Genomic DNA, 14580 nt, shown 5'->3' on the forward strand with positions numbered 1-14580 from the left:
ATCAGGCTCGACGAATAACGCAAAGAAATTCGCGATATTCCGCGGCCTGTTTTTTCTCTCGCTCTGCCACAATTCCGCTATCGATATTCCGCCTCTCACCGCCTGTGGATGACGTCTTCACGCCTCGCCAATCCGCTCGCGCTATCGAGGAACTGCGCTCGAGCCGGCCTTCGCCGCGACGCGTATTCGAAGCGCTGTATCGCGCGCACTATCTGCAAACGCATGCCCGCCTGCCGGAAGGTCTCGAGCGCGATCCCAACGGCGAGTACACCCAAAGCGGCGCGCAAATCGCATGGGAAGTCTGGCAAATCGCGCACGTGCATGCCGTCGAGATGGCCGCGCAATTGTGCGAGCGTCGCGCGGCCAACCATTCGAGTCACGATCACAAAGCGCTGTGCCGGGTGGTTGCACGCGACATCCGCGCCTTGCTGAACGATCCTGACGAAGACGCCAAATAGCGTTACGAACGACGCTTCAAGCGTCGCTGGGGGCGGGCAGCAATGCGCAACTCACGGGCGCCTTTGCGGCAGCGGCCAATGCGCTACGCGTGGCGCCCGCACGCGACGGCGGCGCGCACAGCGAGCACGTGAACGGCTTGTGTCCGTCGCTCATGTGGCGCACGAAACGGCCGGTGCAAACGTTACACCGCGAGAGCGTCAACAAGCCGCCTTCGAAAAAGCGCAGCAAGGTCCAGGCGCGCGTGAAGCTCAAAACGCGCTCGGAATCCGAATGTTCGCAATGTTCGATATAGAGCCGGTAGGCGCGCGTGAGCGCGTCGAGCCGGCTGCATTTGGCGGTATCTTTGAGAAAGAGAAAGACGTTGTAGAACAGCGAGGCGTGGATGTTGGGCAGCCACGTGAAGTACCAGTCGGCCGAGAAAGGCAACATGCCTTTGGGGGGCGAGGTACTCTTGAGCTCGCGATACACGCGAATCAAACGATTGCGCGAGAGCGTCAATTCTTTTTCGAGCACTGGCATGCGTGCGCCAAGCTGAATCAGCTCGATTGCGCGCAGCACTTCGCGCGCTTCTTCAGTCACACTGCCTTTGTACATGACGCGCTACTCCCAAGGGCTTCCACCTGTTTCACGGGCGATTATAAAAGCGCGGGAATAAGCGTCAAGAATAATATTCTGGAAGAATTGGATGGTATTGGCAGGAATTTAAGTGCTGTTTTTTGTATTCGTGAAAGCGAATGAAATGATGAAAGCGGAACGTTATCGGCGCCCTTATCTTCGGGAAAGAATTGGAAAGACATGGCTTGAAACGGCCCTTTAAAAGCTCAATCGGCGTTTTAATGGCGTCCTATCATGGCGTGCGCCGATCGGCAGCGACCGCATGCCGCATCGCGCCCTAAAACAATACGAACTATTACAGAGTTTTGCACGGTAACCTTTTCGGGTGCATCTCACTGTAAACTTCGGCCTTTCCGAACGCATGCAGCGCGCGACGTTGCAGCGGCTCGCAGAGTGTGCGAGTCCCAACATAAGTTGCCCATTGATGAATCTGCTTTTCTCCGCCTACTCGTCCTCGCTCGCGCAGGCGCGCAAGCGCTTGCCCGTGCCTGGCCCCGCCTCCGTGGCTGGCGGCTTCGCGCATGGCAACGCCGGGCTGGCCAGCCTGCCGCGGCGCCGTCTGCTCAAGGGGACGGTGAGCGTGCTCGCGCTGGGCGGCGCGAGCCCGCTCCTGAGCGCGTGCGGCGGGGAATACACGGGCGAGGGCGGCGTGCAGGACGCGCCCACGCCCGTGATGCATTCGGTGGCGAACTTTCGCGACATCGGTGGCGCGGCACCGGGCTATTCCACTTCCGACGGCGGCCACGTGAAGCGCGCACAGATCTACCGGTCGGACACGCTCACGCCCAACGCCGACGACGCCACCACGCTCGAGCACATGGCGCTCACCTATATCTACGATCTGCGCACGCCGGGCGAGGCGGGCAACACGCCGCTCGGCGCGCCGGGCACCGCCAACAGCCTCGCGCTCAACGTGCTGGGCACGCTCGCGCCGCCTTCGTTCGCGAATATGCAGGCCGGCGAACTGGACGCGGCCATGCAATGGCAGTGGCGTAACTTCGTCACGGGCCGCGCGCAATGCAACGCCTATGGCGCGTTGCTCGAACACATTGCGGAAGCGCCGGGGCCGCGCCTCATTTGCGGCGGCACGGGCGTGGACGTGGTGGGATGGGCGAGTGCGTTGCTGCTGCTGATCGCGAACGTGCCGCTCGAAATCGTCGTGGCCGACTTTCTGCTGACGAATGCATGGCGCTCGACCAGCGCCGACACGCTCAACGTCGCGCCACCGGTGCAGGCGAGTTATCTGCAAACGGCCTTCGACGCATTGCAGACTAATTTCGGCGATCTCAATCGCTATTTGAGTGCGGGGCTCGGCTTGTCGTCGACGACCGTGAACGCGCTGCGCGCGCAATTACTCGCGTAACTCACGCATGCCTCGCGCGCCTGAAGCGCGTTAATCGTTTCAATCGCGTCAATCTCTTCAATCGGCCGGCAGCGCGATGATCACGCGCAGGCCGCCTTCGGGATGATTGGTCAATTCGCAGCGGCCACCCTGGTTGCGCACGAGCCGCGTGACGATCGCGAGACCCAGCCCGCAATGACCTTCGCCGCCGCGCGCTTCGTCGAGGCGCACGAATGGTTTGATCGCGGCCGCCACGCGTTCGGCGGGAATGCCGGGACCGTGATCGCGCACCTCGATGATCCATTGCGCGCCGTCGCGGCGCGTGGCGATGTCCACGGGCGGCACGCCGTGTTCGAGCGCGTTGTCGACGAGATTCGACACCAGCCGGTCGAGCAGCGTACGCGGCAAACGGAAGTCCGGTCCGGCTCGGAGGTCGAGTTTGAATAGCGAGTGCGGGTCGTCTTCGTCGGCGGACTCGGAAACGAACTGCTCGCTCAGTAAAGTATCCACCGCGACTTCGGGGCCGTTTTCCGGCCGCTGGCGCGCGAATTCCAGAAACTGCTGCACGATGTCGTTGAGCGAATCCACTTCGCGCGTGAATTGCTCGCGCTCGCGTTCGGAAGCGAGCATGCTCGCGCGCAATTTGAGCCGCGTGAGCGGCGACTTGAGGTCGTGCGCGACGCCCGCGAGCATGACGGCCTGATCGTCGTCGGCGTCGTTGAGCTGCTTCATCATCACGTTGAATTCGCCGATCAACTCGCGCAATTCGCGCGGACCGTGCACTTTCACGGGCGCGGGACGATTCCCCGAGCCAAAGGCACGCGCCGTTTGCGACACGAGCGAGAGCGGGCGTTGCATCTGCCACATCGCCAGCAAGGCGAGCAGCAACGAGATAGCGAGCACCGAGCCGAACTGCGGGAGCAGGTTCGGCACGGGCGGCAGATCGACGGGCGCGACGATCCACGTGGGACGGCCCGCGAAACGCACCCATAGCGCTTCGTGATGACGCATGTCCGCGAGAATTTCGGTGCCGGGCGGCAAGTCGCGCAGCAGTTGCTTGCGCAGGTCCGCGAGCGGCTCGCGCTGCGGCACTTCGAGCTTCACGTCGACGGGCATATTCCACGTGGGCACGAGATGCACGCGCAACGCGGGCGCGAGTTCGAGTTCGTTGGGCGCCGCATTGGTGGCCGTGTGCAGCATGAGCAGCAGGCCGCGCTCGAAGCCTTCCAGCTCATGACGGCGCGGCTGCGGGGCGAAAACGACGAACCAGCACGCCTGAATGGCGAACAGCACCAGCGCGGAAATCAACGCCATCCGCCCGAACAGCGTATTCAACGGATTGTTCATGCGTGCGGGAAATCAGGCGGGCGGCGCGGTGTTGCCATCGACTTGCCGGTCGCCGAGCGGCACGAACACGTAGCCCTTGCCGCGCACGGTTTGCACGAAGCGCGGCTGCGAAGGATCGTCTTCGATCACGCGGCGCAGGCGCCAGATCGGCACGTCGAGGCTGCGCTCGTGGTATTCGAGGCCGTCGGCATAGAGCAGATCGTGGATCAGCACGCGTGAGAGCACGCGATACGGGTGGCACGTGAACACTTTGAGCAGCACGAACTCGCTGTCGCGCAGCGGCACGCGCGCACCGTCGCGCAGCAGGGCGCGTGAGGCGAAGTCGAGTTCGAACGGCCCGAAGCGGCAGCTTTCGCGGGCCTCGGGCGCGGCGGCGGGTGCCGCGCCACGACGGCGCAGCACGGTTTGAATGCGCAACAGCAGCTCTTGCACGTCGAAGGGCTTGGCGACGTAGTCGTCGGCACCCAGTGCGAGGCCCGCGATGCGGTCGGGCACTTCGGCGCGCGCCGAGGCGAAGATCACCGGAATGTCGTCGCCTTTCGCGCGCAGCGAGGCGAGCGCGCGCAGGCCGTCGGTGCCGGGCATCATGACGTCGAGCACGATCACCGAAGGCCGTTCGCGTTCGAGACGTTCGCAAAGGTGCGTACCGTCATGAAGCACGGAGACTTCGAAACCGTTGGTTCGCAAGAAGCGGGAGAGGAGATCGCGCACGACCGGATCGTCGTCGACGATGAGAACGTGTGGACTCATTACGCCATTTTATTTGATATCGGCGTAATCCCGAAACGCGCGAATCTTACGATTTCTTGCCTGCGTTTACCGCGCGGCTCATTTCAGCGCGACGGACGTGTCTTCCTTCGTGTCGGTCTTCGCTTCGTTTTTCGCGGGCGAGTGAGTCGAAGGTTGTTCGGGCGCCTTTTCTTCCGCGTTCTTTTTGTCGTGCGCAACGGGCGTGTCGATGGGGGCGATGCCCGCCGCCTTCGAGAACGCGCCGTTGGCCGAAGCCATTTTCGCTTCCGTGGCCGAAGGCGCGACGTCGCCCGCGGGAATGTGATGCGCGTGCGCTTCGGCGAGACGCTTCGCGCGCGCGTCGGCCACCATGCCGCTCGGCATTTTCTTCAGATGCAGCGAGGCGTCGGCGGCCGCGGTATTCGCCGCCGCTTTCGTCGTACCTTTGCTACCGTCCGCCGTGGCGGGCGTGACGTTCTGGCCCTTCGCCGGTTCGATGTGTTTCATTTCGAGCACGGCGTCTTGCGCGGAAGGCGCGAGATGCTGCTCGACCACGCCGTCTTTCACGCGTTGCACGGCGGCCTGCTTGCCGTGCTTGACGTCGCCTTCAAGTTCGGCAATGCGGCGGTTATACCAGTCCGTCACGCACGCCTTGTCCTTGCAATTGTGCTGACGCCATTGCCACTGGCTCACGCGGTCGGCTTCGAGCGCGGTCGTGTCGCTCGATGCGTCAACGGCATTGCGATAGAGCGAGGCGAGTTGATCGTCGAGCGCGGAGAGCGTGGGGTCGTTGCACACCAGACGCTCCGAAGCCGACGCGTTGTGCGGGCAATGGAAACTCGCGGCGTGCGCGAACGGCGAGCCGGCTAGCGACGCGAAGAGCGCGATCGCCGCGACGTTCAGGCCGCGAGGGAAGAAGTGGGCGCGACGGATTTTCGTTTCTCGGTTCATGGCAGGCATGATGTTGTTGAATGGCGGGCGGCGCGGGACGGCTCGTCCTGCATCGCCACGGCGCACGGCGCCGCAGTGAAAACAATAACGCAGTGAGTTCTGTGCAAAACCCCACACAAAAGGCAGAACGCGGCAGTGCTTACCAAGCCTTACTCCGCTTTCGTGTGCGGTAAGAGTTGGTCGGAATCGAGAGAGAAACTCACTCGGGTGTCTTACCGCCAGAGAGATTCGAGAAAGAAGTGGAAAGCGCCATTCAAGTTTTCCCGATGACTCGACCATCGCGCGGAACGCTTTATCGCGAAGATACACACCGGGTCCTGCCCGCGCGCGTGGTGCGTGCGCGGCACTCTGTCAACGTGTCGGGTATCGGTTCTCATGCCACTCAAAATGTTCTCCTGTGCCGGCCGCGAGCGCGCGGCGAAACTGGGCGTCACGCTCGCCGCGGCGCTCGCGCTCAACGGCTGCGCGTGGACGCTCATCACGGCCGCCGACGCGACCGGCTCGGTGATCCAGGCGGGCTATGCGGTGGCGTCGAATTATTCGTCGCCCAAGTTCATTACGGGCCGGCCGGTGAATGTTTCGTCGGTTTGCATCGAAAACAATCCGATGGTCACCTCGGCCGACTTCGTGCCCTCGCTGCAACTCGTGCTGGCCCAGCGCGGCGTGCAGTCGGACGTCTACAGCCCGGGTACGGAGCCGGTGAGTTGCGACGCGCGCATTGTCTATAACGCGTCGATCGAATTCGGCAGACCGACGTTCAGCGACGACAGCCGCGCCTATCTCTCCACCATCAATCTCACCATTCTCGTGCGCAACCATATTGCCGTTTCCGCGCGCTACGAGGTGCATGGGCTCGGCACCGACCGCTATTCGAGCGCGGCAGTGAAGCTCAAGGGCTTGATCGACGGCATGGTGGTCGATCAACTGGATCTGGGCAGCACGTTGGCCTCGACCTCTAACGGGCAATAATCTTTCACGCGGGCGCGCGGCGGGAAAGGAATGGTAAGGCTGGCAGCCTATGCCGCCCCGTGCCCGTCCCTTACGATTTCTGCATGGCAAATACAATTTTTCTCGTTGACGACGATCCCGTCGTGCGTGACGTCACGGCCGAATATCTTCAGATGCGCGGCTTCACGGTGACGAAGCTTCCCTCTGCGCGCGCGTTGCAGGAGCGTTTGCGCACCGAACGGCCGCAGGTGGTCGTGCTCGATATCATGATGCCGGAGCTGGACGGATTGAGCGCGTTGCGCATTCTGCGCGAGAGCGGCGACGACCTGCCGGTCATCATGCTGACCGCGCGCAACGAGATCGTGGACCGCGTGATGGGACTCGAATTCGGCGCCGACGACTATCTGGGCAAGCCATTCGATCCGGGCGAACTGGCCGCGCGCATTCGCTCGATTCTGCGCCGCCACAGCATTGCCACGCTCACGGGCGCGCCGGAAAGCCGTGCTTCGTTCCGCTTCGGCCCGTTCGAACTGCAATTCCACTCGCGCGAACTCTTTCGCGGCGAGGAGCGGATTCCGTTGCGTTCGAGTGAGTTCGCGTTTCTGAAAGTGTTCGTCAATCACGCCATGACGACGCTCTCGCGCGAGCGCATCATCGAAATCGTCTATGGGGAAAACGGGCGATACAGCAATCGCAGTCTCGACGTGGCGATCTGGCGCCTGCGCCGCTTGATCGAAACCGACCCGTCCGAGCCGCGTTATCTGCAAACGGTATGGGGACACGGCTACGTGTTCGTGCCTGATGGCGAAGTGGGTTACGCCGAGCAATTCGGCGAATAACAAAATGTTACGGGTGAGTTCGCCGAACTCACCCGCCTGTCACCTCTTCGACTCCCTTCAACTCACTCAGAACGTCAGCACGCTCAGGAACATGCGCTGGAGCCAGCCCACCGTGGTGGCGTCGTTGAGCATGCCGTGCCCGAGCTGTTCGATGCGCGCATTGGCGATCTTGCCCGAATCCACGTAGTTGTCGGCTTCCACGTCGTTCGGATTGACGATGCCCGAAAGACGCAGGCGCTGGTGCTCGCCGCTCATTGCGATGATCTTTTCGCCCGACACCACGAGATTGCCCGTGGGCGTCTTGCTGATGACCGTCACGGCCAGCGTCCCCGACATATCGCTCGTGAGCGAGTGGCTGCCCGTGCCGTTGAACGAGGTCGACGCCGAGCCGATATTGAACAGTCGCGCGAGACGTGCGGCCGCGCCGGTCGACTGATCGGCGGCCGTGGCGGTGATCGCGCTGTCGCGCTTGGCGGCGGCACTGGCCGTGTCGTTGCCGCTATAGGTTTCGGAAAGCCGTATCGTGAGCACGTCGCCGATGCGCTGCGCCCGAGGCGTTTCGTAGAGCGCGATGGCAGTGCCCATCTGATAGATCGAGCCGCTCGTGTTGACGTTGAGCGCGGGTTCCGCGAGCGGCGGCGTCATGGGCGTGTCGACGATCGATTGCGGCGTGGCGCAACCGGAGAACGCCGCGACGATCGACGTGCACAGCAGCGTGCTGCGAAGGACGCTGGACAGTGAGGATTCCGATGTATTGAGAAGCATGGCGATGAGACGGGGCGCGAAAATTGACTGGTTTTTGTTGTGGGCTAGCGTGAAAAGCGATTCGGCATGCGTAGGCGTGTGCGCGGCGTTCAGCCCTCGTCGAACTGACTGATCTTCAAGGTCTTGTCGATACCTTTGCCGGCGGGCACGGCGGGCTTGAGCATATAAGTGAGCGTCGCGCGCTGATTGTCGGGCAGCAGGCAGATCGTGATCGTGCTCGTGCCGTTGTCCCAAACCAGCAACGGCAGCGAAGGCGCGCCGAGCACGCGCGGTTTGCCGTAGCGCGACGCGAGCAGGTCGCGCAAATCGAACGCCGTCCCGCCGTCCACCACGAATGACATCTCGTAGAGCCGCAGCGGTTCGGTGGCCGAGGCATGCGCGAAACGCAGAATGTGATCGAGCGCCGGCACGCCATCCACCACGGCGCGCGAGGGCGTCCAGCCTTGATGCGTGCGATGCGCCCAGCGGCACGCCACGGTCAGGCTGGCGTCGCTCTTGATACGCATGCCGATGTCGCCGCCGGCAATATCGGTTTCGCACAGCAACTCGCTTTCGTGCGGCGTGGCGCGCACCATGCTGGTGTCGCGCAACGCCGCGAGCGTGGTGCCGAGCGGAATGCCGCGAAATGCGAACGGCGCGTCGTCGGGGGCGCTTGCGCGCGCGCGGGCCGTCGAGACCGCGGGCGTTCTGGGCGCGCCGCGCCGCTTCAGCACGGCATGTGCGCCGCTCGCGGCCTTCGCGGCCTTCGCGGGGACGCGGGTCTTCGCGTCGGATGAAGCCTTCGCCGCCGCAGCGACTGCCGCCGGAGGGGCGACGGGTGCTGCGCCTGGCGCGACGAAGGGCTGCACGTGGCCTTCGAAACGGGTATCCGGGCGCGCTGCCGCGCGGCTATCCGTAGGCGTGTCCGCGTATCCGCGCACAGGCGGGGTGACCCAGGCCGCCGCGACGACGGCGTAAGCAGCCAGAGCGATCAGTGACGGCCGTTTCATGGCGTGAACCCGAATCAGTCGATCGCGGACGCGCACGCGTCGAACGGCACGGAGGCGGCATGGCCGACCACGGGCACGATTTTCAGCGTCGCCGAAGCGAGTCGGCAGGGAAGAGCCGCTGCCGCACAACCTTCGAGCGGCAGGGCAAGGCAAGCAATTGCAATGGCCGACGAGGCACGCACGAGATACGTGGGCACGCGGGAATGGCTGCGCGCGGGCAGTGCCTTGCGCCAAAGCGAATTCGTCATGCGGTGGTGTTGATGTTGTGACCGAGCGGGCCGACCGGCGCCGGATGCACGGTTTCGTGTTGTGCGGGCGTGTCGGTGGACGTGCCGGTATTGGTCTGGCCGCTGTTGCGGTTGGTGTTCGTCGACGTGAGGGCCGACGCGAAGGGCGAGCTGCTGGAGCCGATAGGGCTGGTCATGAATGTCCTCCTTGGCGGAACGAAACGAAAAGGAGGACGCGCCGAGAGAGAGAAGAAGCGCGTCCCCGCGTCACGCGAACAGGGAGATCTCGTGACGCGGGGCAAATCTTCGCCGCTATAGGGCTTGGACGATGGAGAAATCAGCGGGGGCTTTGGCCAATGCCTTACGAGTCCTTGCGGAGCGATACCGTCGTGAAAGACGCGTATTGCCCGCAAATCGGAATCCCGTACATCGATTGCCGGATTCGTTCTTTAACGGCGCGTGGAAATACCACTACGATGCCTTGATGGCGTTTCCAGATGCGGCGCGTGAGCCGCTCACGAAGGCGAGCACGATGACCGACGACCCGCACACGACGCCCGCGCTGCGCGGCGACAACGCCTACACGCGCATTCGCCACGACGTGCTGTCGTGCCGCATCATGCCGGGCGCGACGTTCACCGAGAGTCAGTTGATGGAGCGTTACGCGCTTGGCAAGAGCAGTTGCCACGTCGCGCTCGTGCGGCTCGTGCACGAAGGGCTCGTGCGCGCCATGCCGCGCCAGGGGTATCGCGTCGCGCCCATTACCGTGCGCGACGTGGAAGAGGTGTTCGCGATGCGCGTGCAACTCGAACCGCTCGCGGCGCGACTCGCCTGCGGCCGGCTCGATGCCGCGCTCCTCAAGCGGCTCGACGACGTGTGTCGCGTGCGGCATCCGGAGCGCGAAGTCTCGGAACAGATCGACGAATTTCTCGACACCAATCGCGCGTTTCATCTCGCCATTGCCGAGGCGAGTGGCAATACGCGGCTGTATCGCACGCTCGCGGGCTTGATGGATGAGATGTCGCGGCTCGTGGCGCTGGGGTTCGGCGTGGAAGGCACGCGGCCCGACTTGCGCCACGATCACGACGCGCTCGTGGAGGCGTTCGAGGCGAAGGACGCGCGCCGCTCGGAAACCATCGCGCGGCGTCATATCGAAACCTTCCGGGCAATGACGCTGGATCGCGTGTATGCGAGCCTCTCGCGTTCGGGCGCGGTGTTGCCGGCCTTCACCGTGGCCGAATTGCGCGGCTGACCGCGGTTAGCCGCGCTGCGTGAGCGCTTTTCTACGCACTATCCCGTTGCCAGTACGAGCGCGGGTTCGGTTTCGGCGTCACGCTTCGGCGGGTTCCAGGCGCGGCCCGGCACGGCGTCGAGCAACGCGCGCGTGTATGCATGGCGCGGGGCGACGAACACGTCGCGTGCCGCGCCGTATTCGACGATCTCTCCATCCTTCATCACGGCGATGTGATCGCACAATTGCGCGGCCACGCGCAGATCGTGCGTGATGAACAGCATCGACAGTCCGAGGTCGGCCTTCAATTGCGCGAGCAGTCGCAACACCTGCGCTTGCACGGACACATCGAGCGCCGAAACGGGTTCGTCGGCGACCAGCACTTTCGGGTCGAGCGCGAGCGCGCGGGCGAGTCCCACGCGTTGGCGCTGGCCGCCCGAGAATTCGTGCGGAAAGCGCGCGAGCGCGTCGGGGGCGAGGCCGACGAGCGCGAACAATTCGCGGGCGCGCGCATACGCGGCTTCGCGGGATACACCTTGTGCGATCGGGCCTTGCGTGACGATGTCGCCCACCGTTCTGCGCGGATTCAGCGAGCCGTACGGGTCCTGAAAGACCATCTGCACGCCGAGCCGATGCGCGCGTTGCGCCGACGATTTCGCGCGTTGCGCGAGGTCGTCGCCGTCGTAGTCGATCGAGCCGGCGTCGGGCGCGAGCAGACCCATGAGGGTACGCGCGAGTGTGGATTTGCCCGAGCCGCTTTCGCCAACGATGCCGAGCGTCGAACCCCGCGCCAGCGCGAACGAGACGTCGCGCAACGCGGCGGTGCGCACAGCGCGGCGCACGCGCGAGCGGTACGTTTTCGACACGGCGTGGACGTTCAGAATCGCTGGCTTGTCTTCCACGGCGGGCGTCGCGGCTCGGGCGGCAGGCGCGGCCTGTGTGCTCTCGTGCGAAGGCAAGGGCGGCACCGCGTCGATCAGCGTTTGCGTGTACACGTGGCGCGGCCGGTTGAGCACGTCGCTGGCCGCGCCGAGTTCGACGAGTTCGCCTTGACGCATTACCGCGATGCGATCGGCGATCTCGGCCACCACGCCGAAATCGTGCGTGATGAACAGCACGGCTGTGCCGTTGCGGCGTTGCAGGTCGCGGATCAGATGCAGGATTTGCGCCTGCGTGGTGACGTCGAGCGCCGTGGTCGGTTCGTCGGCAATCAGCAATTGCGGTTCGAGCGCGAGCGCCATGGCGATCATCGCGCGCTGGCGCTGGCCGCCGGAAAGTTCATGCGGGTAGCGCCGCAGCGTTTGAGCGGGATCGGGAATCTGCACGGCGTCGAGCAGGTCCAGCGTGCGCGCGCGAATGGGTGCGCGGCCAAGGCGCGTGTGCGTGCGAAACACTTCGGCAATCTGGTCGCCGATGGTGCGCAGCGGATTGAGCGCCGTCATCGGCTCCTGAAAGATCATGCCGATACGGCTGCCGCGCCAGCGTCGCAATTCGGCGCGCGGCAGCGTGAGCAGATCGGTGTCGTTCTGCCAGCGCAACGCGCCGCCGGCCACCGTCACGCCTTCGGGCAGCAGACCGAGCAGCGCGCCGGCGGTCATCGACTTGCCGGAGCCGCTTTCGCCGACCATGCAGAGCAGTTCACCCGCGTCGAGCGTGAAGGAAACATCGCGCAATGCGTGCGCGCGGTCGGCGCCTGCGGGCAGCGCGACCGTGAGATGGCGTACGTCGAGTAGCGTAGTCATGGCGCAATAGGCAGTGTCAAAGGCGTTGGCCGCCGCTCGCGTCGATCTTCTGGCCGGTGATCCAGCGCGCCTCGTGGCTCGCGAGAAAGGCCACGATATCGGCGATGTCGTCGGGTTGGCCCACGCGGCCGAGCGCGATGGACTGTGCAATGGCACGGCTCGCCACGGGGTCGCGGGCGTCGCGGTTCAGGTCGGTGGCGGTGGCGCCGGGCAGCACGGCGTTCACGGTGATGCCGCGCGCGCCTAGTTCGGCGGCCAGCAGCAGCGTGAGCGCTTCGAGCCCGGCTTTTGCAGGCGCATAGACGCTCATGCGCGGATACGCGGCGCGCGTGCCCATCGACGAAATATTCACAATGCGTCCGTTGTTACGCAGCAAAGGGAGTGCGTGCTGGATCAGGAAGAACGGCGTCTTGAGATTGACCTGCATGATGCGGTCGTAATCTTCGCTGCGCACTTCGCCGATTGGCGCACGCAGGCCTTCACCCGCGTTATTGATCAGGATGTCGAATGATTCGGTCACACCGCGTTCGAGCAAGGCGGCGCGCAAGTCGTCGATCAATTGCCGAGCGCCGCTCTCCACGGCAAGGTCGGCTTGCAGCGAAAACGCCGTGCCGTCCGCAGCCGCGATCTCGCGCACCACGGCTTGCGCGGCTTCGCGCGACTGGCCGTAATGCACCGCGACCCATGCGCCGCGCCGGCCGAGCGCCAACGCGATCGCGCGCCCGATGCCGCGGCTTGCGCCTGTCACGAGCGCGACCTTGCCCGCGAGGTTGCCTGCCTGGGCGCCTACGCGGTTGCTCAGGAGCTCGCTCAGGTGGCCGCCTGCGCCGTTGCCGATCTCGCTCATGCGGGAACTCCTTGCGCGTCGTGGCTCCAGCCGTTCGCCGCTTCCAGTTCGCGCGCACGTTGCAGCAGCGCGTGCCGGTCGACCTTGTTGGTGCCTGCCCACGGCAGGTCCGCCACGAACGCCACGCGGCGCGGATGCTGATACGCAGGACCTTGCGCGAGCGCATGCTGCTTGAGCGCGTGCACCGACAATGTACTGCCGGGCTGACGCACGACGAACGCCACGGGCACGGCCGCACGTTCTTCGTCGGGCAGCGGCACGACGCTCGCCTGGCGCACGTCGGGATGCGATTCGAGCAGCTTTTCCACTTCGACCGGATAGATGTTTTCTCCCGCGCACACGAACATGTCGTCGGCGCGGCCCACGAAATAAAAGAAGCCGTTCTCGTCGCGGCGCATCACGTCGCCGCTGTCGTACCAGCCGTCGTTGAGCACTTGCGCGCTTTTTTCGGGCAGCCGGTGATAACCGTGCATCACGGCGGGATTGCGCATGAGCAGCACGCCCTCGCGGTCGGTCGCGCCGTTCACGAGCCGCACGTGGTCCTCGAACAACGGATAGCCGAGCGCGAGCGGCGGCGTCGGCAAGCCGTGCGGATGCGGGCCGAACACGCTGGGCCCGGCTTCGGTCGTGCCGTAGCCGTGCACGATGCGCGCGTGCGGAAAGGCGGCCTGAATGCGCTCGAATAACGCGAGGCTCATGGGTGCGGAACCCAGCATGATGCGCGTGAGTGCCGAGAAGTCGCGGCCCTCGTGATACGCCGCGTCCTTGACGATGCGCGCGAACATGGTCGGTACGGCGGCGAGCACGGTGATGCGATAGCGTTCGAGCGCATCGACATAGGCGCCCACTTCGAAGCCCGGCTGGATCACGAGCAGACCGTTCACGGAAAACGCGCGCTTCGCCATGAACAGGCCGTTCATATGGAACAGCGGTTGCGCGAGCAGATAGCGCTCGGCCGAGGGGTCGGCAGGCTTCGCGTAGGTGGCGGCGAGCGCCCAGAGTTGCCCCGCGTGCGTGAGCGGCACGCCTTTGGGCTTGCCGGTGGAGCCCGACGTATAAAGCATTTGCGCGACCTGATCGGCGGGCGCGGCCACCGCTGCGAAATCGGCGGGACGAATCTGCGCGGCAAAGCCCGCGGGACCGGTATCGTCGAAATCGATCACGGGTACGCGCGCGGCGAGCAAGGCGTGACGATCGGCATCGACGAAGGCGAGCGCCACGTCCGCGTCGCGCAACACGTAGTCGAGATTCTCTTCCGACTGCTTGATGTTGATGGGCACGGCCACAAGGCCCGCGCGCATGATGCCGAAGTACGCGATCACGTACTCGGCGCGATTGAGCGAGGCGATGGCCACATGCGTGCCGGCGCGCAAACCGAGGGCGAGCAGGGCGACAGCCACGCCGTTGGCGAGACGGTCGACTTCGGCATGGGTCCACGTCACGGGCTGCTGGGCGTTGCGCAAGTCGACGATGGCGGGTGCCTGCAGATCGAGCGTGCGGTCGACGAGGTCGCCGAGATTGGTCCAGCGGTGCGTCATAAGGATTCCGT

16 protein-coding genes are annotated in these 14580 nt (G+C 64.7%); 5 read left to right on the forward strand and 11 right to left on the reverse strand.

Going from position 1 to position 14580, the window contains the following annotated elements; all coding sequences use genetic code 11:
* The first annotated feature begins 104 nt into the window (after window positions 1–104).
* Window positions 105–458: a hypothetical protein gene (locus FAZ98_RS27215; protein WP_158955886.1), complete on the forward strand. Its 354-nt coding sequence runs from the start codon at window positions 105–107 to the stop codon at window positions 456–458.
* A 16-nt stretch (window positions 459–474) separates the two neighbouring features.
* Here FAZ98_RS27215 and flhC read toward each other — a convergent pair whose 3' ends face one another.
* Window positions 475–1053 carry a flagellar transcriptional regulator FlhC gene (flhC, locus tag FAZ98_RS27220; RefSeq protein WP_158955888.1) on the reverse strand — a complete coding sequence of 193 codons (579 nt, stop codon included), beginning with the start codon at window positions 1051–1053 and terminating at the stop codon, window positions 475–477.
* A 445-nt stretch (window positions 1054–1498) separates the two neighbouring features.
* On the opposite strand from flhC, the gene FAZ98_RS27225 reads away from it, so the two are divergent.
* Window positions 1499–2437, forward strand: coding sequence for a tyrosine-protein phosphatase (locus FAZ98_RS27225; protein WP_158955890.1), 939 nt, complete (start codon window positions 1499–1501; stop codon window positions 2435–2437).
* A 57-nt stretch (window positions 2438–2494) separates the two neighbouring features.
* On the opposite strand, the gene FAZ98_RS27230 is transcribed toward FAZ98_RS27225, so the two are convergent.
* The 3 genes from FAZ98_RS27230 to FAZ98_RS27240 all read right to left on the reverse strand — a co-directional run bounded on the left by FAZ98_RS27230 (window position 2495) and on the right by FAZ98_RS27240 (window position 5443).
* Window positions 2495–3763, reverse strand: coding sequence for an ATP-binding protein (locus FAZ98_RS27230; RefSeq protein WP_158955892.1), 1269 nt, complete (start codon window positions 3761–3763; stop codon window positions 2495–2497).
* A 12-nt stretch (window positions 3764–3775) separates the two neighbouring features.
* Window positions 3776–4513, reverse strand: a complete 738-nt coding sequence (locus FAZ98_RS27235; RefSeq protein WP_158955894.1) for a response regulator — start codon at window positions 4511–4513, stop codon at window positions 3776–3778.
* A 78-nt stretch (window positions 4514–4591) separates the two neighbouring features.
* Window positions 4592–5443 (reverse strand): lysozyme inhibitor LprI family protein, encoded by an 852-nt coding sequence (locus FAZ98_RS27240; protein ID WP_158955896.1) that lies wholly within the window; start codon window positions 5441–5443, stop codon window positions 4592–4594.
* A 375-nt stretch (window positions 5444–5818) separates the two neighbouring features.
* Here FAZ98_RS27240 and FAZ98_RS27245 point away from each other — a divergent pair, with 375 nt between their 5' ends.
* Both FAZ98_RS27245 and FAZ98_RS27250 read left to right on the forward strand, forming a co-directional pair.
* A complete protein-coding gene (locus FAZ98_RS27245) occupies window positions 5819–6412 on the forward strand; it encodes a hypothetical protein (protein WP_233272858.1) in 594 nt (197 codons plus the stop codon).
* A gap of 83 nt (window positions 6413–6495) precedes the next feature.
* A complete protein-coding gene (locus FAZ98_RS27250; protein ID WP_158955898.1) occupies window positions 6496–7230 on the forward strand; it encodes a response regulator in 735 nt (244 codons plus the stop codon).
* Between the two features lie 66 nt (window positions 7231–7296).
* Here the strand turns inward: FAZ98_RS27250 and FAZ98_RS27255 are convergent, their stop codons facing one another.
* The 4 genes from FAZ98_RS27255 to FAZ98_RS27270 all read right to left on the reverse strand — a co-directional run bounded on the left by FAZ98_RS27255 (window position 7297) and on the right by FAZ98_RS27270 (window position 9408).
* Window positions 7297–7995, reverse strand: a complete 699-nt coding sequence (locus FAZ98_RS27255; RefSeq protein ID WP_158955900.1) for a flagellar basal body L-ring protein FlgH — start codon at window positions 7993–7995, stop codon at window positions 7297–7299.
* Between the two features lie 89 nt (window positions 7996–8084).
* Window positions 8085–8984 carry a hypothetical protein gene (locus FAZ98_RS27260; protein ID WP_158955902.1) on the reverse strand — a complete coding sequence of 300 codons (900 nt, stop codon included), beginning with the start codon at window positions 8982–8984 and terminating at the stop codon, window positions 8085–8087.
* A gap of 14 nt (window positions 8985–8998) precedes the next feature.
* On the reverse strand, window positions 8999–9232 hold the full coding sequence (locus tag FAZ98_RS27265) for a DUF6726 family protein (RefSeq protein WP_158955904.1): 234 nt from the start codon (window positions 9230–9232) through the stop codon (window positions 8999–9001).
* Window positions 9229–9408, reverse strand: a complete 180-nt coding sequence (locus tag FAZ98_RS27270; RefSeq protein ID WP_158955906.1) for a hypothetical protein — start codon at window positions 9406–9408, stop codon at window positions 9229–9231. Before FAZ98_RS27270 ends, FAZ98_RS27265 begins: the two co-directional genes overlap by 4 nt.
* A 287-nt stretch (window positions 9409–9695) precedes the next feature.
* Here FAZ98_RS27270 and FAZ98_RS27275 point away from each other — a divergent pair, with 287 nt between their 5' ends.
* Window positions 9696–10463: a GntR family transcriptional regulator gene (locus FAZ98_RS27275; RefSeq protein ID WP_233272859.1), complete on the forward strand. Its 768-nt coding sequence runs from the start codon at window positions 9696–9698 to the stop codon at window positions 10461–10463.
* Between the two features lie 38 nt (window positions 10464–10501).
* On the opposite strand, the gene FAZ98_RS27280 is transcribed toward FAZ98_RS27275, so the two are convergent.
* From FAZ98_RS27280 to FAZ98_RS27290, 3 genes are read right to left on the reverse strand one after another with little or no spacing between them, the layout of a single operon-like run.
* Window positions 10502–12184: an ABC transporter ATP-binding protein gene (locus FAZ98_RS27280; RefSeq protein WP_158955908.1), complete on the reverse strand. Its 1683-nt coding sequence runs from the start codon at window positions 12182–12184 to the stop codon at window positions 10502–10504.
* Between the two features lie 16 nt (window positions 12185–12200).
* Window positions 12201–13031 (reverse strand): SDR family oxidoreductase, encoded by an 831-nt coding sequence (locus FAZ98_RS27285; RefSeq protein ID WP_158955910.1) that lies wholly within the window; start codon window positions 13029–13031, stop codon window positions 12201–12203.
* Window positions 13028–14569, reverse strand: coding sequence for a class I adenylate-forming enzyme family protein (locus FAZ98_RS27290; protein WP_158955912.1), 1542 nt, complete (start codon window positions 14567–14569; stop codon window positions 13028–13030). The genes FAZ98_RS27285 and FAZ98_RS27290 overlap by 4 nt, the downstream gene beginning before the upstream one ends.
* Window positions 14570–14580: the final 11 nt, after the last annotated feature.

Source organism: Paraburkholderia acidisoli, assembly GCF_009789675.1.
In the GTDB taxonomy this organism is placed as follows: Bacteria; Pseudomonadota; Gammaproteobacteria; order Burkholderiales; family Burkholderiaceae; genus Paraburkholderia; species Paraburkholderia acidisoli.